Source organism: Phyllobacterium calauticae, from assembly GCF_019991125.1.
Taxonomy (GTDB): Bacteria; Pseudomonadota; Alphaproteobacteria; order Rhizobiales; family Rhizobiaceae; genus Phyllobacterium; species Phyllobacterium calauticae.
The window spans coordinates 332,514-355,175 of sequence record NZ_JAGENB010000003.1 but is presented as its reverse complement, the minus strand read 5'-3'; the positions used below and the strand labels follow the sequence as shown (position 1 = coordinate 355,175).

The following is a 22,662-nucleotide window of genomic DNA, read 5'->3' as shown; positions in this document are numbered from 1 at the left end:
CCCGGAGGGAACGGCGTTCCGTCGCACACAAACCGCTACGCGTCGTAATATTACGTTACATTTTGTTATGGGGCGCGATCCATTTTGGACACATTTTACCTTAGACCGTCTCTGCCTTGACTTGGGAGGATAATGTCGGCGCGCCGTATGGACTGAAGAGCGTGCGCCCAATCAAGGACTGATGGATGACGATGTTACCCTTGCGCGGCGTTGTGTTTCGCGCAAAATCCGCCTCTCTGGCGATTGCCCTGTTCGGGCTGAGTTTTGCCAATCCCGCCACTGCCGGCACGCTGCCGGAACCGGCCAATCCCTGGAAACGGCTTGGTGCACACCTCTTTGACGAAGAGCATGCGCATCTGCTCGGCGATTCCCTGTTCGACAAGATCAATCCGCTCGTGCTTGCGGCCATGCCGCGCGGCAAATCCTATATTCAGTACAAGGCCCCGGCCAATTGCGTGCCGGAACGGCTCAAGCATGTCTTGAACCGAGTTTCGGCGGCCTATGGTCCGATCACCGTCAATTCGACCGTGCGGTCACGCAATGCCAACCGCAAGGCAGGCGGGCGGGAAAAGTCCTACCATCTGAGCTGCCAGGCCGTTGATTTCCGCGTGCATGGAAGCGCGTCCGGCCTGCTGCAGCATCTGTCAGGCAGCAAGGAAGTCGGTGGTTTCAAGCGTTATCCCGCTGGCTATTATCACATCGATACCGGACCGCGCCGCAGCTGGTGAGCGCAAGTTTTCAGGTCCGGCTGCCGAAAATGGCCGAGCCGACGCGCACGGATGTCGCGCCAAAGCCGACGGCGGTCTCGTAGTCGCCCGACATGCCCATGGAGAGCTTTTCCACGCCGGCTTCCTGCGCGATCTTTTCCAGAAGGGCAAAGTGCGGGCCAGGGTTCTCATCCGCCGGAGGGATACACATCAGGCCTTCTATGGCCAGCCCGTGCACCATGCGGCAGCGCTCGACAAAGGCGACGGCTTCCTTCGGCTCGATCCCGGCTTTCTGCGGTTCGGAGCCGGTATTGACCTGAACGTAGAGCTTGGGAAACCGGTTCTGCTTCTTCATTTCGCCGGCAAGGGCTGCGGCGATCTTTTCTCGGTCAACCGTTTCGATGACATCAAACAGCGCAACGGCGTCTTCACTCTTGTTTGATTGCAGCGGCCCGATGAGATGAAGGTCTATACCCGCATAGTCCTCGCGCAAACCGGGCCACTTTGATTGCGCTTCCTGAACCCGGTTTTCCCCGAAAACACGCTGTCCGGCGTCCAGAACAGGGCGAATCTCTGCTGCGTCAAAGGTTTTCGATACGGCAACGAGTGTCACCGAGTCTTCCCTACGGTTGGCTTCCGCTTCGGCTTTCGCAATGGCTTTGCGAACGGCAAGAAGGTTTTCAACGGCGGTCGACATGGTCAAGCGTGTCCTTTTTGATGCAGTTTCGGCCAAACCCTCATTGTCAATGGTTGACGCTCTGGTCAATCCATGGTGAAGGTCCGCCCATCACTATCCTTTGCAAGAGAATCCCGTTCATGGCAACCGAACGATACAATCCCCGCGTAGCCGAGAAGCATTGGCAAAAGGTTTGGGACGAAGCCAAGCTCTTCGAAACCGACAATGACGATCCGCGCGACCCCTACTACGTGCTTGAGATGTTCCCCTATCCGTCGGGACGCATCCACATGGGGCATGTGCGCAACTATGCCATGGGTGACGTCGTAGCCCGCTACAAACGCGCCAAGGGATTCAATGTTCTCCACCCGATGGGATGGGACGCCTTCGGCATGCCGGCAGAAAACGCGGCGATGCAGAACAAGGTTCATCCCAAGGAATGGACCTACCAGAACATCGCGACAATGCGCAGCCAGCTGAAGTCCATGGGTCTTTCGCTGGACTGGTCGCGCGAATTCGCCACCTGCGATGTCGAATATTACCACCGCCAGCAGATGCTGTTCCTCGACTTTGTCGAGAAGGGGCTGGTGACGCGCAAGTCTTCCAAGGTCAACTGGGATCCCGAGGACATGACGGTGCTTGCCAACGAGCAGGTCATCGATGGCCGCGGATGGCGCTCCGGCGCGCTGGTGGAGCAGCGCGAACTGACGCAGTGGTTCTTCAAAATCACCGATTTCAATGAAGAGTTGCTGAGCGCTCTGGATGGTCTCGATCAGTGGCCGGACAAGGTGCGGCTGATGCAGCGCAACTGGATTGGCAAGTCCGAAGGCATGCTGATCCGCTGGGCGCTGGACACCCAATCGCAGATCGGTGGCGAGACCGAGGTCGAGGTCTATACGACGCGGCCCGATACGCTGTTCGGTGCATCGTTCCTGGCCATTGCGGCGGATCATCCGCTGGCGAAAAAAGCGGCAGAGAACAATCCCGCCCTTGCTGAATTCAACGATGAATGCCGCCGTGCGGGTACATCTCTGGCTGCGCTGGAAACCGCGGAAAAGCGGGGTTTCGATACGGGCCTGCGCGTCAAACATCCTCTTGATGAGAACTGGACGCTGCCGGTCTTTGTCGCGAATTTCGTGTTGATGGATTACGGCACGGGCGCGATTTTCGGCTGCCCGTCCGGCGATCAGCGCGATCTGGATTTTGCCAACAAGTATGGCCTGCCTGTCGTGGCTGTTGTCATGCCGGAGGGCGGCGATGCGGCCACATTCCAGATCACCGAAACCGCCTACGTTGATGATGGCGTGATGATCAATTCGCGCTTCCTCGATGGGCTGTCGCCCGCAGCGGCCTTTGACGCGGTTGCCAAACTTCTGGAAGAACAAACAATCGGCGGCCGTCCGCAGGGCGAGCGCAAGGTGAATTTCCGCCTGCGCGACTGGGGCATCTCGCGCCAGCGCTACTGGGGTTGCCCGATCCCGATGATCCATTGCGATGATTGCGGCGTCGTTCCGGTTCCCAAGGCCGACCTGCCGGTGAAACTGCCGGATGACGTGGAATTCGATCGTCCGGGTAACCCGCTCGACCGGCACCCGACGTGGCGGCATGTCAATTGCCCGCAATGCGGCAAGGCGGCCCGGCGCGAAACCGACACGATGGATACATTTGTCGATTCGTCCTGGTATTTTGCCCGCTTCACCGCGCCGTGGGAGAACGAGCCGACCGATCCGAAAGTGGCCAATCACTGGCTGCCGGTCGATCAGTATATCGGTGGCATCGAGCATGCGATCCTGCATCTGCTCTATTCGCGTTTCTTTACCCGCGCGATGAAAGTTGCGGGGCATCTCGATATCAGCGAGCCGTTCAAGGGACTGTTCACGCAAGGCATGGTCGTGCACGAGACGTACCGGCTTGGCACGGGCGCCAATGGCAACTGGGTCACGCCGGCCGAGGTGCGGCTGGAGGAAAGCAATGGCAAGCGCCGGGCGGTTCTGATCGCCACCGGCGACGAGGTCGAAATCGGCTCCATCGAGAAAATGTCGAAGTCGAAGAAGAACGTTGTCGATCCGGACGACATCATCGCTTCCTATGGCGCCGATACCGCGCGCTGGTTCATGCTGTCGGATTCGCCGCCCGAGCGCGACGTGATCTGGACCGAAGCGGGAGCCGAGGGTGCGCATCGCTTTGTCCAGCGTGTCTGGCGCCTGATCTCCGAAGCAGCGCCGGTCCTGCAGGGAGCGACGGCCGCACCTGCCTTCGACGGCGATGCGGCGGCGATTTCCAAGGCTGCCCACCGGACAGTCAAGGCTGTCGGCGAAGACATCGAAAAACTCGCTTTCAACAAGGCCGTTGCGCGTCTCTATGAACTCGTCAATGTGCTGGCTGCTCCCTTGCAGAAGATCGCCGCAGGGGAAGCCGATGCGACAACCATCGCTGCCTGCCGCGAAGCGACGGATATGCTGATTGCCATGATCGCGCCGATGATGCCGCATCTGGCCGAGGAATGCTGGAAAGCCCTCAACGGCAGCGGTTTCGTTGCTGACAAGGCCTGGCCGCATCACAACGAAGCGCTGATCGTCGAGAACACCGTCACGATGCCGGTACAGATAAACGGCAAGAAGCGGGGTGATTTGACAATTGCCCGCGATGCGGATCAATTGACGGTCGAAAAGGCCGCTCTCGAACTTGATTTTGTCAAGGTGGTGTTGAACGGTAATCCGCCGAAGAAAGTCATTATCGTACCGCAGAGGATCATCAATGTCGTTGCCTGATCGTTTCCAGCCGGTGTCCGGCTCCAAGCGCTTGCTGTCCGTATGCGTTCTCGGCATGGCTCTGATCGCCGGCGGTTGCCAGGTTCGCCCGCTCTATTCCAATCCGGGTCCCGTGGCCGGGGCAGGCGCTGGCGTGAGCGGCAGCGTGCAGTCGAAACTCGCCACCATCGCCATTGCGGAAGTGGGCAGCCGTGAAGCACAGCAGGTGCGCAACAATCTGATCTTCATGTTCAATCATGGAGCCGGGCAGCCTGCGAATGCCGCCTATACGCTGCAACTCGGTGTCAGCTACCAGGATCTGTCGCTTGCGCTCATCCAGAATGCAACAAACGACAAATCCGGTCAGCCGACCGCCGGTTCGATGCGCATGACAGGCAGCTATACGTTGACGCGCATTGCGGACGGTAAGGTCGTCGGCAAGGGCACCCGTCTTGTGACCGCCGACTACGATGCGCCAAGACAGCGCTACGCCGTTCTCCGGGCGCAGCGCGATGCGATCAACCGGGCGGCACGGGAAGTTGCGGAGGCTTTGAACCTCAGCGTTGCGCAGGACATGTCCAAGCTCTAAGAGCATAACGGGGCGCCCCCCATGCGTCTGATTTCCCTCTCGGCGACCGGTTACCGGTCGCTGCAGTCGATCCGGTTGGATATCCGCCAGCTTGCGGTGTTCGTTGGCGAGAACGGTGTCGGCAAATCCAACCTTTACCGCGCCATGCAGATGATCAAGGCGGCGGCCGAGGGCACGCTTTCCTATGAGATAGCCCGCGAGGGCGGTATGCAATCGGCGCTGTGGACCGGCAAACGCAAACCCGGGCCGGTGCGTATGATCTTCAGCGCTTCCTTCGACGATGACGAGGAAGCGATTCGGACCGGGCATGCGGTGCGCACGGGATTTGCGCCGAGTTACAGCATTGAGATCGGATTGCGGCCTCCGGTTGCGGCAGGCTTTGCCTTTGAACCGCAGATCAAGGAAGAAAGTCTGACAATCGATTCCGGCCGCCGCCCGGTCGAGATGATGGGCCGCAAGGGTCCTGCGGTGTTTGCCCGCGACGATGGCGGCCGGAGAATCGAGCATCCGGTACGCCTGCTTGATTCGGAAACAGCATTGGCGGCGCTCGGCAATGCGGGACGATATCCCGAAATCGGTGATTTGCGTGCCACCATTCTGGGATGGCGATTCTACCACGGCTTCCGGACCGACCGCGATTCGCCGGTCAGGCAGCCTGCTCTGGCAATCACCGCGCCGATGCTGGATGAGGACGGCCGCAATCTGGCTGCCGTTTTCGCCACATTGGTGCATATCCGCGGGGATACCGCTGATCTCGACCATTGCATTGCATCGGCTCTTGGCGGTGCGGTGCTTGATGTGCCTGTTCCCAGTGAAACCGCGACGTTCGGTTTGCAGATGCCGGAATTCCCGCAGCGGATTTTCCGGCCCGAAGAGCTTTCGGACGGGCAGATTCGGTTTCTCGCCCTGGCCGGCGCACTGTTGTCCTATCGCCTGCCCCGGCTTATCGCGCTGAACGAGCCGGAGACCAGCCTGCACCCGTCCATGCTTCCCGCCCTGGCGGAAATGATCGCCAATGCCGCGGAACGGACGCAGGTTTGGGTCGTCACCCATTCGCGCATCCTCGCCGATGAAATTGAAGCGCGAACCGGGGCGCGGGCCCTGACGGTGGTGCGCGACCATGGTGCTACCACCATCAAGGGAGTGCGCGTGTCGGGTAGCCATGCCGACGATGACGATTGAGCATCGTTCACCCCCGGATTCTCCGCGAATGCGCCGCCGGGGAAATAATTTTCTCCGTGGGATGGAAACTTGGCAGATCGTAACTCTACAATTCTGGTAGAGATGACCAGAGTTGGAACAGGATTGTTTCAACAGGTCAGGATCACCGATGTTCACCCGCCGTCATTTCCTTGCTGCGACCACTGTTCTTTTCAGTCTCGGAGCGTTTGCTTCCGCTCAGGCGGAGGATCTGAAGATCACCATCGGCTATCAGACCGTGGTCGAACCATCCAAGGTTCCGCAGGCCGATGGTGCCTATGAAAAGGCTGCATCCGCCAAAATCGACTGGCGGAAGTTTGATTCCGGTGCGGATGTCATCGCCGCTGTTGCTTCCGGCTCAGTTGACATCGGTTATGTCGGATCCAGTCCGCTGGCGGCTGCCGCCAGCCGCGAGTTGCCGATCCAGACTATTCTCGTCGTGGGTCTCATCGGGGAATCGGAAGCACTTGTCGCCCGTAATGGCTCCAATGTCAGCAAGATTGCCGATCTGGCCGGCAAGAAAGTGGCTGTGCCCTTCGTTTCAACGACCCACTACAGTCTGCTTGCCGCATTGAAGCATGAAGGCGTCGATTCAAAATCCGTTAATGTCCTCAACCTGCGTCCGCCGGAAATTGCTGCGGCCTGGGAGCGCGGTGATATCGATGCGGCCTATGTGTGGGATCCGGCGCTTGGCCAGATCAGGACCAGCGGCAAAATCATCGTGGATTCCTCGAAAGTGGCGCAGTGGGGTGCGCCGACATTTGACGCATGGATCGTCCGTACAGAATTTGCCGAAAAACACCCGGATGCCGTCCGTGATTTCGTCAAGGTGACCGGGGCGGCCTATGCCGACTATCTGGCGAAGCCGGAAGCATGGTCAGTGACATCGCCGCAAGCCGAAAAGATCAGCCGTCTGACGGGAGCAAAGGCTGACGACGTGCCGCTTCTGTTGAAGGGTTATGTTTTCCCGACCCTGACGGAGCAGGCATCCTCCAGGTTCCTTGGCGGCGATACGGTCAAGGCCATTGCCGCTACGTCTGAATTCCTGAAAGAGCAGGGGAAGATTGACGCTGTCCTTCCTGATTACTCGAAATATGCAACGGCAAAATTCGTGGAGGCGGCACTCGCATCGAACTGAGTTCGAAACCTTGTAGCGCGGGGGTGTTCATGTGTTCTTTCCGGTCTTCGGGGTTCCCTCTCCCTCGAAGACCGGGAAGGCCGTGAACGCCGCCGTTCAACCGGTAGACCCCATGGCACATCTCTTTCTCGATCATGTCTCCGTGCACTATGATGGTCAGGCGCAGCCTGCTGTCACGCAGGCAAGCATTTCCGTCCAGTCAGGCGATTTCGTCGTCCTGGTTGGCCGGTCCGGTTGCGGCAAGACCACCTTGCTCAATGTCGCGGCCGGACTGGTGCCGCCGACCGGAGGAACCGTGACCGTGGATGGGAAGACCATCACGTCGCCCGGTGCCGATCGCGCCGTTGTCTTCCAGAATGACGCGCTGTTTCCATGGTTGAGCGTGCGGGACAATGTCAGCTTCGCCCTGAAACTGCGCGGTCTACCTCAACAGGAGAGGGATGCCGCTGCAACGCGTCTGCTCGAACGGGTCAAGCTCGATGGCATCGGCGGCAAGGCGATCTGGGAATTGTCGGGTGGTATGCGCCAGCGCGTCGGTCTTGCCCGCGCGCTGGCGGCAGAGCCGGATTTTCTGCTGATGGACGAGCCGCTGGGTGCGCTTGATGCCTTGACGCGAGAACGCATGCAGACTTTGCTTCTCGATATCTGGGCCGCCAACTCGGTCGGCGTTCTGATGGTGACCCACGGTATTGACGAGGCGCTGCTGCTGGCGACGCGGATCGTGGTGCTTGCCCCTGGTCCCGGCCGGGTCGTCTGGGAGATTGAGGCTGGTTTCGGCCGCCGCTATGTCGGCGGCGAACCTGTCCGGTCGATCAAGGCAGACCCGGCATTCAATCAAGCGCGTGCCGAGCTCGAAGATTCCATTTTCGAAGGAGAGGCGGCATGACGCTCTCCGTTGAAATCGGCCGGGATATTCCTGTTGAAAGCGCCACGGAGCGACCAGACGGCAAAAGGGCAAAGCCTTCGGCGAAAAGGACGGCCCGCATTGCCAGCGCGGCAACCATTGCCAGCCTGGTGCTTGTCTGGATCGTTGCGGCGCATTTCAAATTGGTTTCTCCGGTTTTTCTGCCAGCGCCCTCGGCGGTGCTGTGGAAGTTCTATTCCGTCGCAACCAATGGCTTTGTCGACGCCACGCTGTGGCAGCACCTGCTTGCAAGCCTGCTGCGGGTGTTCGCGGCCCTGCTGCTTGCACTGATAGTCGCTGTTCCCGCAGGCATCGCCATCGGTGTCAGCGCCATCGGGCGCGGTATTTTCGATCCCATTATCGAATTCATCCGGCCCATTCCGCCACTGGCCTATCTGCCGCTGGTCATCATCTGGTTCGGTATAGGCGAGCCGTCAAAAATCCTGGTGATTGCCATTGCCATGCTGGCACCGATTGCCATTTCCACCGCCGCCGGTGTCAAAGGCGCTTCGCTTGACCGGGTCAACGCGGCGCGCGCCCTCGGTGCCACGCGGTCGCAGGTCGTCCGCCACGTGATTTTGCCCAGTGCACTGCCCTCCATCCTGACCGGATTGCGCATTGCGCTTGGGGCGGGATGGTCGACGCTGGTTGCAGCGGAACTGGTGGCTGCCACGCGCGGTCTTGGGTTCATGATCCAGTCTGCCGCACAATTCCTGGTCACTGACGTGGTCATCATGGGCATTTTCGTCATCGCCATTGTCGCTTTCATCCTGGAAATCGGGATCAGGCGGCTGGAATGTAAATTGGCACCCTGGGCTGGCCGGGAATAGATAACTCCCGCCGGCGGAAAGGTGTTGCGGGAAACCGCTTGGCCTTTGCTTCGGCTTGCGCGACGCCAAGAAAACCAATCCGCATGCGGCTCATTAAACGAAATATATTTTCTCTATAGAAATAGTCGAGTTGAATAGCATTGGGGCCATTCCTGATCACGGGAGGGCCATTGGTATAATCCTGACGATGCTCTCCCAAACCAAAGAATTGCGAGAGCCCATGCCCAACCTGACGCGCAGACTATTCGGTGCCCTTGTCCTTGCAGCAACGGCTATCGCGGCAACGGCATCCCATGCAGCCGAATCGCTGCAGGAGTACAAGATCGGCTTCCAGAAGACGAGCCTGCCGGTTATTGCCCAGCAACAGAAGGTGATTGAAAAAGTTCTGGAGCCCAAAGGTATCAAGGTCAAATGGGTCGAGTTTACCGCTGGCCCGCCCCTGGTCGAGGCGCTGAATGTCGGCAGCATCAATGTCGGATGGGTCGGCGATGCCCCGCCGATCTTCGGGCAGTCCGCAGGCTCGGCCATTGTCTATGTCGCTGCCCTGCCATCCAATGGCAAAGGCGAAGCGATCTTCGTCAAGCCGGCTTCCCCGATCCAGTCCCTGGCCGATCTGAAAGGCAAGAAAGTCGGGGTCGGCAAGGGAACCAGCGCGCATAATCTGCTCGTGGCTGCGCTTGAGAAAGCACACGTCAGCTACGACGAGATTACCCCGGTTTATTTGAGCCCTGCGGATGCCGCAGCGGCCTTTGCCAGCGACAAGATCGATGCCTGGGCGGTCTGGGATCCGTTCTTTGCCATTGCCGAGACCCGCTATCAGCCGCGTATTCTCGCGCGTTCCAGCGAGGTGCTCGACGTCAACACCTATTTTCTGGCCAATCGCGACTTTGCCGCCGCGCATCCCGATGTCGTGACCACGACCGTTGCCGCCCTGAAGGAAGCCGCTGCATGGGCCGAGGCGAACAAGGACAAGGTGGCAGCGGCACTGCATGAGGTCACCGGCGTTCCGCTCGAAGCCCAAACCATCGCCGCAAACCGGTCGGTGTTCGGCATCTTCCCGATCACGCCTGAGATCATCGTGCATCAGCAGGAAACGGCCGACCGCTTCTTCAAGCTGAAGCTGATCCCCAAAGCCATCAAGATTTCCGATGCCGTCTGGGCGGCCCCCGGCAACTGAACGGAACAACTGGGGATGCGGAAATCGCCCCGTACCATGGAAAGAACTGGAACCACGCCATGACGCAGCCAGCAAATACCACACCAGCCCCGCTTGATTTCTTCTGGTTCATTCCCACCCATGGGGACGGAACCTATCTCGGTTCGGAAACGCAGCAGCGGCCGCCCGAGTTTGCCTATTTCAAGGAGATCGCCCAGGCCGTGGACCGGCTGGGTTTCCCCGGCGTGCTGTTGCCGACGGGGCAAAGCTGCGAGGATTCATGGATTACCGCCACGGGTCTTGCCGCCCATACGGAGCGGCTGAAGTTCCTGGTGGCGCTGCGCCCCGGCATTGTCTCGCCTGTTTTTGCCGCCCGGCAGACCGCTGCGCTCGACCGGCTCAGCAATGGGCGTCTGCTGCTCAACGTCGTCGTCGGCGGCAACCCGACGGAGCTGGCCGGTGATGGCGTTTTCCTGCCGCATGACCAGCGTTACGAACAGGCAGCCGAGTTCCTGAAAATCTGGCAGGGCTTGGTGACCGGCGAGACCGTCGATTTTGAAGGCAGGCATTACCGGGTTCAGGGCGGGCGGCTCGATCTGCTTCCCGTCCAGAGCCCGCCGCCGCTTTACTTCGGCGGCTCGTCCGATGCCGGTCAGGATCTCGCGGCTGAGCAGGTGGACATGTACCTCACCTGGGGTGAGCCTGTGGCGCAGGTCGCAGAAAAGATCGAGCGCGCGCGCAGGAAGGCCGCGCTCAAGGGCCGCACGCTGCGGTTCGGCATAAGGCTGCATTTCATCGTGCGCGAAACCGAAGACGAGGCCTGGGCCGCGGCTGACAGGCTGATCAGCCGCGTGACCGACGCCCAGATCGAGATTGCACAGCAGCGCTTCCTCAAGGAAATGGATTCCGTCGGCCAGCGCCGCATGGCGGAGCTGCATGGCGGACGCCGTGACAGGCTGCTTGTCGGCCCCAATCTGTGGGCAGGCGTCGGACTGGTTCGCGGCGGGGCGGGTACCGCCCTTGTCGGCAGTCCCGAAAGCATTGCCGCACGCATCCGCGAATATCAGGACGTGGGTATCGATACGGTGATCGGCTCCGGTTATCCGCATCTTGAAGAAGCCTACCGCGTTGCCGAGTTGCTGTTCCCGAAACTGGGATTGGGCGAGCGCAGAAACACGCCCCGGCAGGAGATCGCCAACGAATTTGCCGTTGGTTTCCACGGTGCCAAACGGCTGCAGGCGGCCTCATGAGCAGGGCGCTTCAGTCCATCGGCCGCAGCGCCGTAGGCTGGCTGCTTCCCGCCCTTCTGTTTGTCGGGTGGGAAATTGCGTCGCGTGCCGGTGTCATCTCGGCCAATGTCCTGCCGGCACCTTCAGCCGTGGGCGCCGCCTTCTGGAAGCTGCTTCTGTCAGGTGAACTGCTGGAAAATATCCGCATATCCACGCTGCGCGCCTTGAGCGGCTTCGTTGTGGGCGGCGCCATCGGTTTTGGCCTTGGCCTTGCCAACGGGCTTTCCGCGCTCAGCCGCGGGCTCACCGATACGACCATCCAGATGATCCGCAATATCCCGCATCTGGCCCTTATCCCGCTGGTGATTTTGTGGTTCGGCATCGACGAGGAAGCAAAATTGTTTCTGGTCGCGCTTGGCGTTTTCTTTCCGATCTATATCAACACGCTCCTTGGCATTCAGGGCGTCGACCCGCAACTGGTTGAAATGGGCCGCATTTACGGCATGTCCCGTTCGCAGCTGTTCATGCGGGTTATCCTGCCGGGCGCCCTGCCGTCGATTTTCGTCGGGCTGCGCTATGCGCTGGGAATCATGTGGCTGACGCTGATCGTGGCCGAGACGATCTCCGCATCCTCCGGCCTCGGCTATATGGCCATGCAGGCGCGGGAATTTCTGCTGATCGATGTGGTTGTCCTGTCGATCCTGATCTATGCGCTCCTCGGAAAACTCGCCGATGTCTTGGCGCGGTCCCTCGAGCGGCTTTCCCTGCAATGGCACCCGGCCTTTCAAAACGTGTAAGGAACGACGATGACCGCAGCAACCATCACCGCCCGCCAATCCTTTGCTGAAACCACGGCCCGCGCCACCGTAACGGCCCGCAGGATCGCGTTTTCGTTCCGTAACGTTACCAAACGCTTTGGCGACAAGACCGTGCTGCAGGGGATCGATCTTGACGTGCATGACGGCCAGTTCGTTGCCGTTATCGGCAAAAGCGGCTGCGGAAAGAGCACATTGCTGCGGTTGCTGGCCGGGCTCGACAAGCCGACAGCCGGCGAGCTGGTTCATGCCGGTGAAACGAAGGATCAGAAGCGCACGCGCATCATGTTCCAGGAGCCGCGGCTGCTGCCGTGGGCGCGGGTTGGTGCCAATGTGGATGTCGGATTGACCGGCATTGCCCGCGGCTCGGAGGTTCGGCAGAAAAGTCTCGATATTCTTGCGGAAGTGGGACTTGCCGATCGCAGCGAAGAGTGGCCCTCTGTGCTGTCGGGTGGCCAACGCCAGCGCGTGGCCCTGGCGCGTGCATTGGTCGGGCACCCCCGCATTCTGGCTCTGGACGAGCCGCTCGGTGCGCTGGATGCCCTGACCCGCATTGAAATGCAGCAATTGCTTGAACGCATCTGGCTCACCAAGAAATTCACGGCGGTGCTGGTGACGCACGATGTGGCGGAAGCCGTTGCGCTGGCAGATCGTGTCGTCGTCATCGATAGCGGCCGGATCGCCCTTGATCTGGCCATTCCGGTGGAGCGGCCGCGGCGGCATGCCTCGCCGGAACTCGCCTTTTTCGAGCGCCAGATTCTGGACCAGCTTTACACGCAAAGAACATCTTGAAGTTGAATGCATCGGGATAGACAATCGGATTGCATGCGGAGACCTGAACGATGAGCGCCCTACCCAAAACCGACACCTTACCAACACTCGATTTCGGGCGTTATCGCGATCCCGAGGAACGGGAAGCCTTCTTCGAGGACTTGCGCCATGCAGCACGAATCTATGGCTTTTTCTATCTGAGCGGCCATGGCGTCGCCGAACAGCTGCAAAGGGATATCGTTGCTGTTTCCAAGCGGTTCTTTGCCTTGCCGAAGGAGGACAAGATTGCCGTGGAAATGGTCAATTCACCGCATTTCCGCGGTTATACCCGTGCGGGTTGGGAACGGACCAGGGGACAGGCGGACTGGCGCGAACAGTTTGACGTGGGCGCGGAGCGGGCCGTTATCCAGCAGGATCCGACAACACCTTCGTGGTCGCGGTTGCAGGGCCCCAATCAATGGCCGGATAGCCTGCCCGACCTGAAATCCATTGTGCTGGAGTGGCAGAGCGAGCTGACGCGGGTTGCCATCGAGCTGCTGCAGGCCTTTGCAACGGCACTTGGGCAGGAAAAGGATGTTTTCGGGCCCATCTACGAAAAGGCGCCCAATCAGCACCTGAAGATCATCCGCTATCCCGGCCGCGATGCAACCGGCAGCGATCAAGGTGTTGGCGCGCACAAGGACAGCGGGTTTCTGACCCTGCTGCTGCAGGATGTGCAGGGCGGCCTGCAGGTGGAAAAGGATGGCGGCTGGATCGATGCCACACCGGTTCCCGGGACGTTCGTCATCAATATCGGCGAAATTCTCGAACTGGCATCGAATGGCTATCTCAAGGCGACCGTGCACCGCGTCGTCTCACCGCCGTCGGGCAAGGACCGGCTGTCGGTGGCGTTCTTCTTCGGCGCCGATCTCAACGCCAATGTGCCGTTGCTGACACTGCCGGACGATCTTGCGCGGGAGGCGGGCGGTGCCGATACGGACCCGGACAATCCCTTGTTCCGGGAAGTCGGACGCAATTATCTCAAGGGACGCCTGCGTTCGCATCCCGATGTCGCGCAGCGCCATCACGCCGATCTGCTGTAGTCCCGCAGTACAGGCGGGAAGGACCGGATTTCCCAGCCTTCACCAAATCAAAACGCCCGCAGGTTCGTCACCGGCGGGCGTTCCATTTTGAAAGCTATCTGCCTTGATCAGGCGATCTTCTGACCGGTCTTGGCCCAGTCGGCGAGGAAGGTCTCGAGACCCTTGTCCGTCAGCGGATGCTTGACCAGCGCCTTCAGTGTTGCCGGTGGGATGGTGGCAACGTCGGCACCGATCAGTGCGGCTTCCTTGACATGGTTGATCGTGCGGATCGAAGCCGCCAGGATTTCCGTCTTGTAGTCGTAGTTGTCATAGATCGTGCGGATTTCGGCGATCAGATCCATGCCGTTGATGCCGATGTCATCGATGCGGCCGATGAACGGCGAGATGAATGTTGCACCGGCCTTGGCGGCAAGCAGCGCCTGGGTGGCGGAGAAGCACAGCGTGACGTTGACCATATGGCCATCGGAGGTGAGCGCCTTGCAAGCCTTCAAACCATCGAGTGTCAGCGGAACCTTGATGCAGATATTGTTGGCGATCTTGGAAAGAACCGCCGCTTCCTTCATCATCTGCTCATATTCGACAGCAGTAACCTCTGCGGAAACCGGGCCATCGACGATGCTGCAGATTTCCTTGGTGACGTCGAGGATACTGCGACCGGATTTGAGGATCAGCGACGGATTGGTGGTCACGCCGTCGAGCAATCCGAGATCATTCAGTTCGCGGATATCCTTCACATCGGCAGTATCGACAAAAAATTTCATTGGAGCAGTCCTCCTTAAATGGGGCTAAAGGGATGGTGTCCCGGAAAAGTGGCTTTTCTTTAAACGAAAGCCGCGCCAAGGTCACGAGGTTATGAAGCAAGATTCGCCTTCCGCGCAAAAAATTGTTCCGGTGCTCGTGCCTTTGCCGGCAGCGAAACCTTACAGCTATTCCGTGCCTGATGGAATGGTCGTGAAAGCCGGCTCAATTGTTCGTGTTCCCCTTGGTCCCCGCGAGGTTGCAGGCATTGTAACCGAGGGCGCGACCGATTCGGTTGATGCGAAAAAGCTGCGGCCGATCTCGGAGCTTTTCGATTGTCCTCCGGTCGATGATGGCATGATGCGCTTCATGCGCTGGGCCGCCGATTATACGATCTCGCCGCCGGGCATGGTGGCCCGGATGATCCTGCGGGTGCCTGCGGCCTTCGATCCCGAGCCGCCGGTGCCGGGGTTGCGTTTTTCCGGCCAACAGCCTGAACGGATGACCGGTGCACGCTCGCGCGTGCTTGAACTGGCCGGGGATGGTCTTGCCTGGACGCGCACTGGCCTTGCCCACGCGGCCGGGGTTTCCGCAACGGTGATTGACGGGCTTTCGGCGCAGGGGGTGTTCGAGGACGTCATGATCCCGGCGCGTCCCGTCGTTGCGCCGCCCGATCCGGATTATGCGCCCGCCGAACTCTCCGGTGATCAGGCCGATGCCGCAAGGCTGCTCGTGGATGCGGTTTCGGCGCGCGGGTTCTCTGTGTCCCTGCTGGATGGCGTGACCGGTTCCGGCAAGACGGAAGTTTATTTCGAAGCGGTGGCAAAAGCGATCGAGCAGGGAAAGCAGGTGCTGATTCTTTTGCCCGAAATCGCCCTGACGCAGCAGTTTCTCGAGCGTTTCCACGATCGATTCGGCTCAAAGCCGGCGGAATGGCATTCCGATCTCGCCCCGAAAACGCGCGAGCGGGTCTGGCGGCAGGTGATGGAAGGGCAGGTGCGGGTTGTCGCGGGCGCGCGCTCGGCGCTGTTCCTGCCCTTCCAGGATCTGGGTCTTATCATTGTCGATGAAGAGCATGACCCTGCCTACAAGCAGGAGGACCGTGTTTTTTACAATGCCCGCGACATGGCGGTGGTTCGCGGCCATATCGGCAGCTTTCCCGTCATCCTGGCTTCCGCCACACCATCCGTCGAGAGCCAGGTCAATGCGCTGCAGGGGCGCTATACCCGCATCCGCCTGACCGGGCGTTACGCGGAAGCGGCGATGCCGGATCTGAAAGCCATCGACATGCGCCGCTCGCCGCCGCGTCCCGGTGGTTTCCTGTCCCCCGCGCTGGTCGAGGCGATGAACCAGACCTTGCAGCGCAAGGAACAGTCACTGCTGTTTCTCAACCGCCGCGGCTATGCGCCCCTGACGCTGTGCCGGGTGTGCGGGCATCGTTTTCAATGCCCCTGCTGCTCAAGCTGGCTGGTCGAGCACCGGTTTCGCGGCCAGCTTGTCTGCCATCAATGCGGCCATCACGAAGCGCGACCGGAGGCTTGCCCCTCCTGCGGCACATTGGATCATCTCGTCGCTTGCGGGCCGGGTGTCGAACGTATTGCGGAGGAGGCGGAAAAAACCTTTCCCGATGCGCGGATCATTGTCCTGTCATCCGATCTGATGGGTGTGAAACGGCTGCGCCTCGAATTGGATGCCATTGCACGCGGCGAGGCGGATATTGTTATTGGTACGCAGCTCGTCGCCAAGGGGCACAACTTTCCCAATATGACGCTGGTGGGCGTCGTCGATGCGGATCTGGGCCTTGCCAATGGCGACCCCCGGGCGGCGGAGCGGACATTCCAGTTGCTGAGCCAGGTGACGGGCCGTGCCGGACGCACCGGCAAGAAAAGCCTGGGATTGCTGCAAACCTACCAGCCGGATCATCCGGTCATGCGCGCCATTGTCTCCGGCGATGCGGAGGCCTTCTACGCGCGCGAAATCGAGGAGCGGGAACGGTCCGGCCTGCCGCCCTATGGCCGGCTTGGCGCGCTTATCATTTCAGCGGGAACGCGGGCGGAAGCGGAAAACCATGCGCGCGCGCTACGCCGTGCAGCGCCGCACTCGCCCGAGATCAATGTTCTGGGGCCCGCCGAAGCGCCGCTTGCCCTTATCCGCGGGCGGCATCGTTTCCGGCTGCTGATTCACGGAACGCGCAAGGCTGATATCCAGAACTTCATTCGCGCCATTCTGAGTGCCGGACCAAAAGAGCGTGGATCAGTGCGCGTGCAGATTGATATCGACCCGCAAAGCTTTCTATAAGCAAACAGCGGAAATGGTTAACGCAGCGGGGACGCGGAAATGATGGAATTGTATTGGCCAGCCAGTCAGGGCGAATGGATCGCCTGGAGTTCTGCCGCCGTTACGGTTGTCTTCGGCCTGATCCTGTTCTTTGCGCCGCGCATTGCATTCAGGATTCTGCGCCTGCAACCTGTTCCGGCGCATCCGGAAGCGCTGTCCGAGGCGCGTGCGACAATGGCCGGCTTCTATCTGGGGCTTGGGCTTTGCGCCCTTGTCTTTGCACAGCCTTTCCTCTGGATCGCGCTCGGCGTCTCCTGGGGCTTCACGGTTTTCGGCCGGCTGATCTCGATGATGTCGGACCGCGGCAATACGCTTTACAACTGGATTTCCGTTCTGATCGAACTGGCGCTGGCAGCCGGCCCATTGCTGTTCGCCTTCGGCTTTATCGCCTAGATATAGTTGAGTAGGTCATTCATAAAATTGCTGCTGCGGCAATTCTGACGCCAGTTTTCGCGGATTCGCGTGTTGCGACTCCTGCTTCTCTATGCTAGACGGCATTCAAATCTCGTCGGGGGCAGTTTCAGGGTTGTTTCCAAGGCGATAAAAAATCAATAATGCCAAAGATTTGACCGAAAATTCCTTTTGGTTTCCCGATTTTTGGCTTCAACGCAGAGAGCTTGTCGTTCGTGGCAGAAACTTCGTCGCTCATATCCGGTGTTGCCCAGCGTTATGCGGGTTCGCTGTTCGACCTCGCGCTGGAAGCAAAATCAGTCGCTGATGTGGAAAAGAATCTGGGCCAGTTTGAGGCGCTCGTCAATGGCAGCGCCGATTTGAGGCGTCTCATTCAGAGCCCTGTTTTCTCCGCGGAAGATCAGGTCAAGGCTATTTCGGCGATCCTCGCCAAAGCCAAGATCGGCGGCCTCGTCGCCAACTTCCTGCGTGTCGTGGCGACGAACCGCCGTCTGTTCGCGGTGCCTTCCATGATCCAGGCTTTCCGCAACATCGCTGCGGAGAATCGCGGCGAGGTTTCGGCCGATGTTACTTCTGCGCATGCCCTGACGGCAGCGCAGCAAACTGAATTGAAGGCCACGCTGAAAAGCGTCGCCGGCAAGGACGTGACAATCAATGTCACTGTTGATCCGTCGATCCTTGGTGGTCTCATCGTCAAGTTGGGGTCCCGCCAGATCGACACTTCACTTCGCACAAAACTTTCTTCGCTTAAGCTTGCACTGAAAGAGGTCGGCTGATGGACATCCGCGCCGCGGAAATTTCCGCAATCCTGAAAGAGCAAATCAAGAATTTCGGCAAGGAGGCAGAAGTCTCCGAAGTCGGTCAGGTTCTGTCCGTCGGTGACGGTATTGCTCGTGTATACGGTCTGGACAATGTTCAGGCTGGTGAAATGGTCGAGTTCCCGGACGGTACCCGTGGCATGGCCCTGAACCTTGAAAGCGACAACGTTGGTGTTGTTATTTTCGGTTCGGACCGTGACATCAAGGAAGGTGACATCGTCAAGCGCACAGGCGCTATCGTTGACGTTCCCGTCGGCAAGGAATTGCTTGGCCGCGTCGTTGACGCTCTCGGCAATCCGATTGACGGCAAGGGCCCGATCAAGGCGAAGCAGCGCTCGCGCGTTGACGTCAAGGCACCCGGCATCATCCCGCGCAAGTCGGTGCATGAGCCTATGTCGACAGGCCTCAAGGCCATCGATGCCCTGATCCCGGTCGGCCGCGGCCAGCGCGAGCTGGTCATTGGCGATCGTCAGACCGGCAAGACAGCGATCATTCTCGATACGTTCCTCAACCAGAAGCCGGCGCACGATGCCGGTAATGAGAGCGAGCGTCTGTATTGCGTTTACGTGGCTATCGGCCAGAAGCGTTCCACCGTTGCCCAGTTCGTCAAGATCCTTGAAGAACGCGGCGCGCTCGAATACTCGATCGTTGTGGCTGCAACCGCTTCCGATCCGGCACCCATGCAGTATCTCGCACCGTTTGCCGGTTGCGCGATGGGCGAATACTTCCGCGACAACGGTATGCATGCACTGATCGGTTATGACGATCTGTCGAAGCAGGCCGTGGCTTACCGCCAGATGTCGCTGCTGCTGCGCCGCCCGCCAGGCCGCGAAGCCTATCCTGGCGACGTTTTCTACCTGCATTCCCGCCTTCTCGAGCGTTCGGCAAAGCTGAACGACGAAAACGGTGCCGGTTCGCTGACTGCTTTGCCGGTTATCGAAACGCAGGCGAACGACGTTTCCGCCTATATTCCGACCAACGTGATCTCGATCACCGACGGTCAGATCTTCCTCGAAACCAATCTGTTCTATCAGGGTATCCGTCCTGCCGTTAACGTCGGTCTGTCGGTGTCCCGCGTCGGTTCCGCCGCGCAGATCAAGGCGATGAAGCAGGTTGCCGGTTCGATCAAGGGCGAGCTGTCGCAGTATCGTGAAATGGCTGCCTTCGCGCAGTTCGGTTCCGATCTCGATGCGTCGACCCAGCGTCTCCTCAACCGCGGTGCACGCCTTACTGAACTTCTGAAGCAGCCGCAGTTCTCGCCGCTGAAGACCGAAGAGCAGGTTGCCGTGATTTTCGCCGGTGTGAACGGCTATCTCGATAAGCTGGCCGTCAATCAGGTCAGCAAGTTCGAGCAGGGCCTGCTCACATGGCTGCGCACCGAGAACAAGGATGTTCTCGATGCAATCGCCAAGGAAAAGCAGCTGAGCGACGACATCAAGGGCAAGCTGAAGGCTGCAGTTGACGCCTTCGCCAAGTCTTTCGCGTAACCACTGACGGGATGAACGGATGCCTTCGTTAAAGGATCTGAGAAACCGGATCGCCTCGGTCAAGGCGACGCAGAAAATCACCAAGGCGATGCAGATGGTCGCCGCGGCGAAGCTGCGTCGTGCGCAGGAAGCTGCGGAAGCCGCGCGTCCCTACTCACAGCGCATGGCTGCAGTGCTGGCCAATATCGCCGCCAATGTGGACGGCGATGACGCGCCCGTGCTGATGAGCGGAACCGGCAAGGACGATGTGCATCTGCTCATCGTCTGCACGTCGGAGCGCGGTCTCTGCGGTGGTTTCAATTCGCAGATCGCCCGTCTGGCCCGTGAGCATGCGCGTCGCCTGCTTGCAGATGGCAAGACGGTCAAGATCATCACTGTCGGCAAGAAGGGCGCGGATATCCTGCGCCGTGATCTCGGCAAGCATATCATCGACCACGTTGATCTGCGCGATGTGAAGCAGCTTGGCTTTGTCAACGCCGATGCGATCGGTCACAAGATCATCGCCCTTTATAACGAAGGTGCGTTTGACGTTGCGACGCTGTTCTATTCGGAATTCAAGTCGGTGATTTCGCAGATACCGACTGCCCAGCAGCTGATCCCCGCAAGCGCTGTCGGCGATGCCGAACCGGAAACGGCAGGCGATGCGGTTTATGAATATGAGCCGGATCCGGCATCCATTCTTGGTGATCTGATCCCACGCAATATTTCCGTCCAGGTTTTCCGCGCTCTCCTTGAAAACGCGGCATCGGAACAGGGTGCGCGCATGTCCGCCATGGACAACGCAACCCGCAATGCCGGTGACATGATCAACAAGCTGACGATGTCGTACAACCGCCAGCGTCAGGCTCAGATCACCAAAGAACTGATCGAAATCATTTCGGGCGCGGAAGCGCTCTAATCGCGAAGGTAAGGATCGATGGCAAAAGCAGCGACCCCGAAAACACCCGCAGCCGCCAAAGCAGCTGCACCCAAGGCAGCGGCTGCAAAGACCGCTGCTCCGAAGGCTGAGGCAAAGGCTGCTCCTGCAGCAAAGACGGCCAAGGCATCAGCAACGCCAAAGACGACCGTGAAGGCAACCGGCACTGCGGGCCGCATCAGCCAGGTCATCGGCGCCGTTGTGGACGTTCATTTCGAAGGCGAACTGCCAAAGATCCTGAACGCGCTGGAAACCGACAACCTCGGCAATCGCCTTGTTCTGGAAGTAGCCCAGCATCTTGGTGAGAACACTGTTCGCACGATCGCCATGGACTCGACCGAAGGTCTGGTTCGCGGTCAGCCCGTGTACGACACCGGTTCGGCCATCATGGTCCCGGTCGGCGAAGCAACGCTCGGCCGTATCATGAACGTTATCGGCGAGCCGGTTGACGAAGCAGGCCCGATCAAGACGAAGCTGACACGCGCTATCCACCAGTCAGCTCCGGCATATGTCGAGCAGTCGACGGAAGCCCAGATCCTGGTAACCGGCATCAAGGTTATCGATCTGCTGGCGCCTTACGCGCGCGGCGGCAAGATCGGCCTCTTCGGCGGTGCCGGTGTTGGCAAGACGGTTCTGATCATGGAACTGATCAACAACGTGGCGAAGGCGCACGGCGGCTATTCGGTATTTGCCGGTGTGGGTGAACGTACCCGCGAAGGCAACGACCTTTACCACGAAATGATCGAGTCCGGCGTGAACAAGGCTGGCGGCGGTGAAGGCTCCAAGGCCGCACTGGTTTACGGTCAGATGAACGAGCCGCCAGGGGCACGTGCCCGCGTTGCGCTCTCCGGTCTGACGGTTGCGGAACATTTCCGCGATGAAGGCCAGGACGTTCTGTTCTTCGTGGACAATATTTTCCGCTTCACGCAGGCTGGTTCGGAATTGTCGGCGCTGCTCGGCCGTATTCCGTCCGCCGTGGGTTATCAGCCTACGCTGGCAACCGACATGGGCCAGATGCAGGAACGCATCACCACGACGCACAAGGGTTCGATCACATCCGTGCAGGCCATTTACGTGCCCGCCGACGATTTGACCGATCCGGCTCCAGCGACATCCTTCGCGCATCTGGATGCGACGACGAACCTCAACCGTGCGATCTCCGAAAAGGGTATTTATCCGGCTGTGGATCCGCTCGACTCGACATCGCGCATGCTCGATCCGCTGATCGTCGGTGAAGAACACTACCAGATTGCGCGTCAGGTTCAGTCGATCCTGCAGCGTTACAAGTCCCTGCAGGACATCATCGCCATTCTCGGCATGGACGAACTGTCGGAAGAAGACAAGATCACGGTCGCCCGCGCCCGCAAGATCGAACGCTTTCTGTCGCAGCCGTTCTTCGTTGCTGAAATCTTCACCGGCTCGCCGGGCAAGCTGGTTGATCTGGCTGACACCATCAAGGGCTTCAAGGGCCTTTGCAACGGTGACTACGATCACCTGCCGGAAGCAGCATTCTACATGGTCGGCTCGATTGACGAGGCGATCGAAAAGGCACAGCGTCTGGCAGCGGAAGCTGCCTGATCTGGAACATAATGGCGGGCTCCGGCCCGCCCTTTCTTGTCAAGGCCATCCCTTCTATCAGGTCAATGACCGCAGGAATTGAGTGAATATCATGGCAGAAGCCTTCCATTTCGAACTCGTATCGCCAGAACGTCTGCTGCTCTCGGAACAGGTCACCGAAGTTGTGGTTCCGGGCACGGAAGGTTACATGACCGTGATGGCCCATCACGCGCCACTGATGGCCACCGTCAAGCCAGGCGTTGTCACCGTGAAGACGCAGGATGGCAAGCCGGACAGCTATGTCGTGTTCGGCGGCTTCGTCGATGTGACGCCGGATGGCTGCACGCTCCTCGCGGAATCGGCGGTACACGTCACCGATATAAAGGCTGATGAACTTCAGAACCGTATCAAGGACGCCCGCGAAGACTTCGAAGACGCGACGTCGCGGGAACAGAAGGCCAAGGCGGAAGATCTTCTCGGCCAGCTGACGACGCTGCAGGAAGCCATCAAGGCTGCCTGACCGGTTTCAAATCACTGATACTGACGAAAGC

General features: G+C 59.7%; 21 protein-coding genes. 19 read left to right on the top strand and 2 right to left on the bottom strand.

Annotated features, from left to right (window positions below):
- The first annotated feature begins 185 nt into the window (after positions 1-185).
- A complete protein-coding gene (locus tag J1W56_RS13590) occupies positions 186-728 on the top strand; it encodes a YcbK family protein (RefSeq protein ID WP_223613813.1) in 543 nt (180 codons plus the stop codon).
- A gap of 10 nt (positions 729-738) precedes the next feature.
- Here the strand turns inward: J1W56_RS13590 and J1W56_RS13585 are convergent, their stop codons facing one another.
- Positions 739-1,404, bottom strand: coding sequence for a YggS family pyridoxal phosphate-dependent enzyme (locus tag J1W56_RS13585; protein ID WP_223613812.1), 666 nt, complete (start codon positions 1,402-1,404; stop codon positions 739-741).
- A gap of 119 nt (positions 1,405-1,523) precedes the next feature.
- On the opposite strand from J1W56_RS13585, the gene leuS reads away from it, so the two are divergent.
- From leuS to J1W56_RS13530, 11 genes are all read left to right on the top strand, one after another.
- Positions 1,524-4,154 carry a leucine--tRNA ligase gene (gene leuS / locus J1W56_RS13580; protein WP_223613811.1) on the top strand — a complete coding sequence of 877 codons (2,631 nt, stop codon included), beginning with the start codon at positions 1,524-1,526 and terminating at the stop codon, positions 4,152-4,154.
- Positions 4,141-4,722 (top strand): LPS assembly lipoprotein LptE, encoded by a 582-nt coding sequence (gene lptE / locus J1W56_RS13575; RefSeq protein ID WP_223613810.1) that lies wholly within the window; start codon positions 4,141-4,143, stop codon positions 4,720-4,722. The genes leuS and lptE overlap by 14 nt, the downstream gene beginning before the upstream one ends.
- Positions 4,723-4,743: 21 nt before the next feature.
- The gene (locus J1W56_RS13570; protein ID WP_223613809.1) at positions 4,744-5,904 is read left to right on the top strand and encodes an AAA family ATPase; all 1,161 of its coding nucleotides are present in this window, start codon (positions 4,744-4,746) and stop codon (positions 5,902-5,904) included.
- Positions 5,905-6,052: 148 nt separating this feature from the next.
- The gene (gene tauA, locus J1W56_RS13565) at positions 6,053-7,060 is read left to right on the top strand and encodes a taurine ABC transporter substrate-binding protein (RefSeq protein ID WP_223613808.1); all 1,008 of its coding nucleotides are present in this window, start codon (positions 6,053-6,055) and stop codon (positions 7,058-7,060) included.
- 112 nt (positions 7,061-7,172) lie between these two features.
- Positions 7,173-7,946, top strand: a complete 774-nt coding sequence (locus tag J1W56_RS13560) for a taurine ABC transporter ATP-binding protein (RefSeq protein ID WP_223613807.1) — start codon at positions 7,173-7,175, stop codon at positions 7,944-7,946.
- Complete coding sequence (gene tauC, locus J1W56_RS13555) at positions 7,943-8,794, top strand: taurine ABC transporter permease TauC (RefSeq protein ID WP_223613806.1); 852 nt, start codon at positions 7,943-7,945, stop codon at positions 8,792-8,794. The genes J1W56_RS13560 and tauC overlap by 4 nt, the downstream gene beginning before the upstream one ends.
- Before the next feature lie 220 nt (positions 8,795-9,014).
- On the top strand, positions 9,015-9,971 hold the full coding sequence (locus J1W56_RS13550) for an aliphatic sulfonate ABC transporter substrate-binding protein (protein ID WP_223613805.1): 957 nt from the start codon (positions 9,015-9,017) through the stop codon (positions 9,969-9,971).
- Positions 9,972-10,030: 59 nt separating this feature from the next.
- Entirely contained in the window at positions 10,031-11,200 is a 1,170-nt protein-coding gene (gene ssuD, locus J1W56_RS13545) for an FMNH2-dependent alkanesulfonate monooxygenase (RefSeq protein ID WP_223613804.1), read from the top strand.
- Positions 11,197-11,976, top strand: a complete 780-nt coding sequence (locus J1W56_RS13540) for an ABC transporter permease subunit (protein ID WP_223613803.1) — start codon at positions 11,197-11,199, stop codon at positions 11,974-11,976. Before ssuD ends, J1W56_RS13540 begins: the two co-directional genes overlap by 4 nt.
- A 9-nt stretch (positions 11,977-11,985) precedes the next feature.
- Complete coding sequence (locus tag J1W56_RS13535) at positions 11,986-12,786, top strand: ATP-binding cassette domain-containing protein (protein WP_223613802.1); 801 nt, start codon at positions 11,986-11,988, stop codon at positions 12,784-12,786.
- 50 nt (positions 12,787-12,836) lie between these two features.
- Complete coding sequence (locus tag J1W56_RS13530) at positions 12,837-13,847, top strand: isopenicillin N synthase family dioxygenase (protein ID WP_223613801.1); 1,011 nt, start codon at positions 12,837-12,839, stop codon at positions 13,845-13,847.
- Positions 13,848-13,954: 107 nt separating this feature from the next.
- Here J1W56_RS13530 and fsa read toward each other — a convergent pair whose 3' ends face one another.
- Positions 13,955-14,608: a fructose-6-phosphate aldolase gene (gene fsa / locus J1W56_RS13525; protein ID WP_223613800.1), complete on the bottom strand. Its 654-nt coding sequence runs from the start codon at positions 14,606-14,608 to the stop codon at positions 13,955-13,957.
- A gap of 91 nt (positions 14,609-14,699) precedes the next feature.
- Between fsa and J1W56_RS13520 the strand changes: the two genes are divergently transcribed.
- The 7 genes from J1W56_RS13520 to J1W56_RS13490 all read left to right on the top strand — a co-directional run bounded on the left by J1W56_RS13520 (position 14,700) and on the right by J1W56_RS13490 (position 22,631).
- Positions 14,700-16,883 carry a primosomal protein N' gene (locus J1W56_RS13520; RefSeq protein WP_223613799.1) on the top strand — a complete coding sequence of 728 codons (2,184 nt, stop codon included), beginning with the start codon at positions 14,700-14,702 and terminating at the stop codon, positions 16,881-16,883.
- 42 nt (positions 16,884-16,925) lie between these two features.
- Complete coding sequence (locus J1W56_RS13515; RefSeq protein WP_223614129.1) at positions 16,926-17,315, top strand: AGROH133_08824 family phage infection protein; 390 nt, start codon at positions 16,926-16,928, stop codon at positions 17,313-17,315.
- Between the two features lie 233 nt (positions 17,316-17,548).
- Positions 17,549-18,109 (top strand): F0F1 ATP synthase subunit delta, encoded by a 561-nt coding sequence (locus tag J1W56_RS13510; protein WP_223613798.1) that lies wholly within the window; start codon positions 17,549-17,551, stop codon positions 18,107-18,109.
- Positions 18,109-19,638, top strand: a complete 1,530-nt coding sequence (atpA, locus tag J1W56_RS13505; RefSeq protein WP_182548638.1) for a F0F1 ATP synthase subunit alpha — start codon at positions 18,109-18,111, stop codon at positions 19,636-19,638. Before J1W56_RS13510 ends, atpA begins: the two co-directional genes overlap by 1 nt.
- A 19-nt stretch (positions 19,639-19,657) precedes the next feature.
- The gene (locus tag J1W56_RS13500) at positions 19,658-20,536 is read left to right on the top strand and encodes a F0F1 ATP synthase subunit gamma (RefSeq protein WP_223613797.1); all 879 of its coding nucleotides are present in this window, start codon (positions 19,658-19,660) and stop codon (positions 20,534-20,536) included.
- A gap of 18 nt (positions 20,537-20,554) precedes the next feature.
- On the top strand, positions 20,555-22,132 hold the full coding sequence (gene atpD, locus J1W56_RS13495) for a F0F1 ATP synthase subunit beta (protein ID WP_223613796.1): 1,578 nt from the start codon (positions 20,555-20,557) through the stop codon (positions 22,130-22,132).
- Positions 22,133-22,223: 91 nt separating this feature from the next.
- Positions 22,224-22,631 carry a F0F1 ATP synthase subunit epsilon gene (locus J1W56_RS13490; RefSeq protein ID WP_223613795.1) on the top strand — a complete coding sequence of 136 codons (408 nt, stop codon included), beginning with the start codon at positions 22,224-22,226 and terminating at the stop codon, positions 22,629-22,631.
- Positions 22,632-22,662 lie beyond the last annotated feature (31 nt).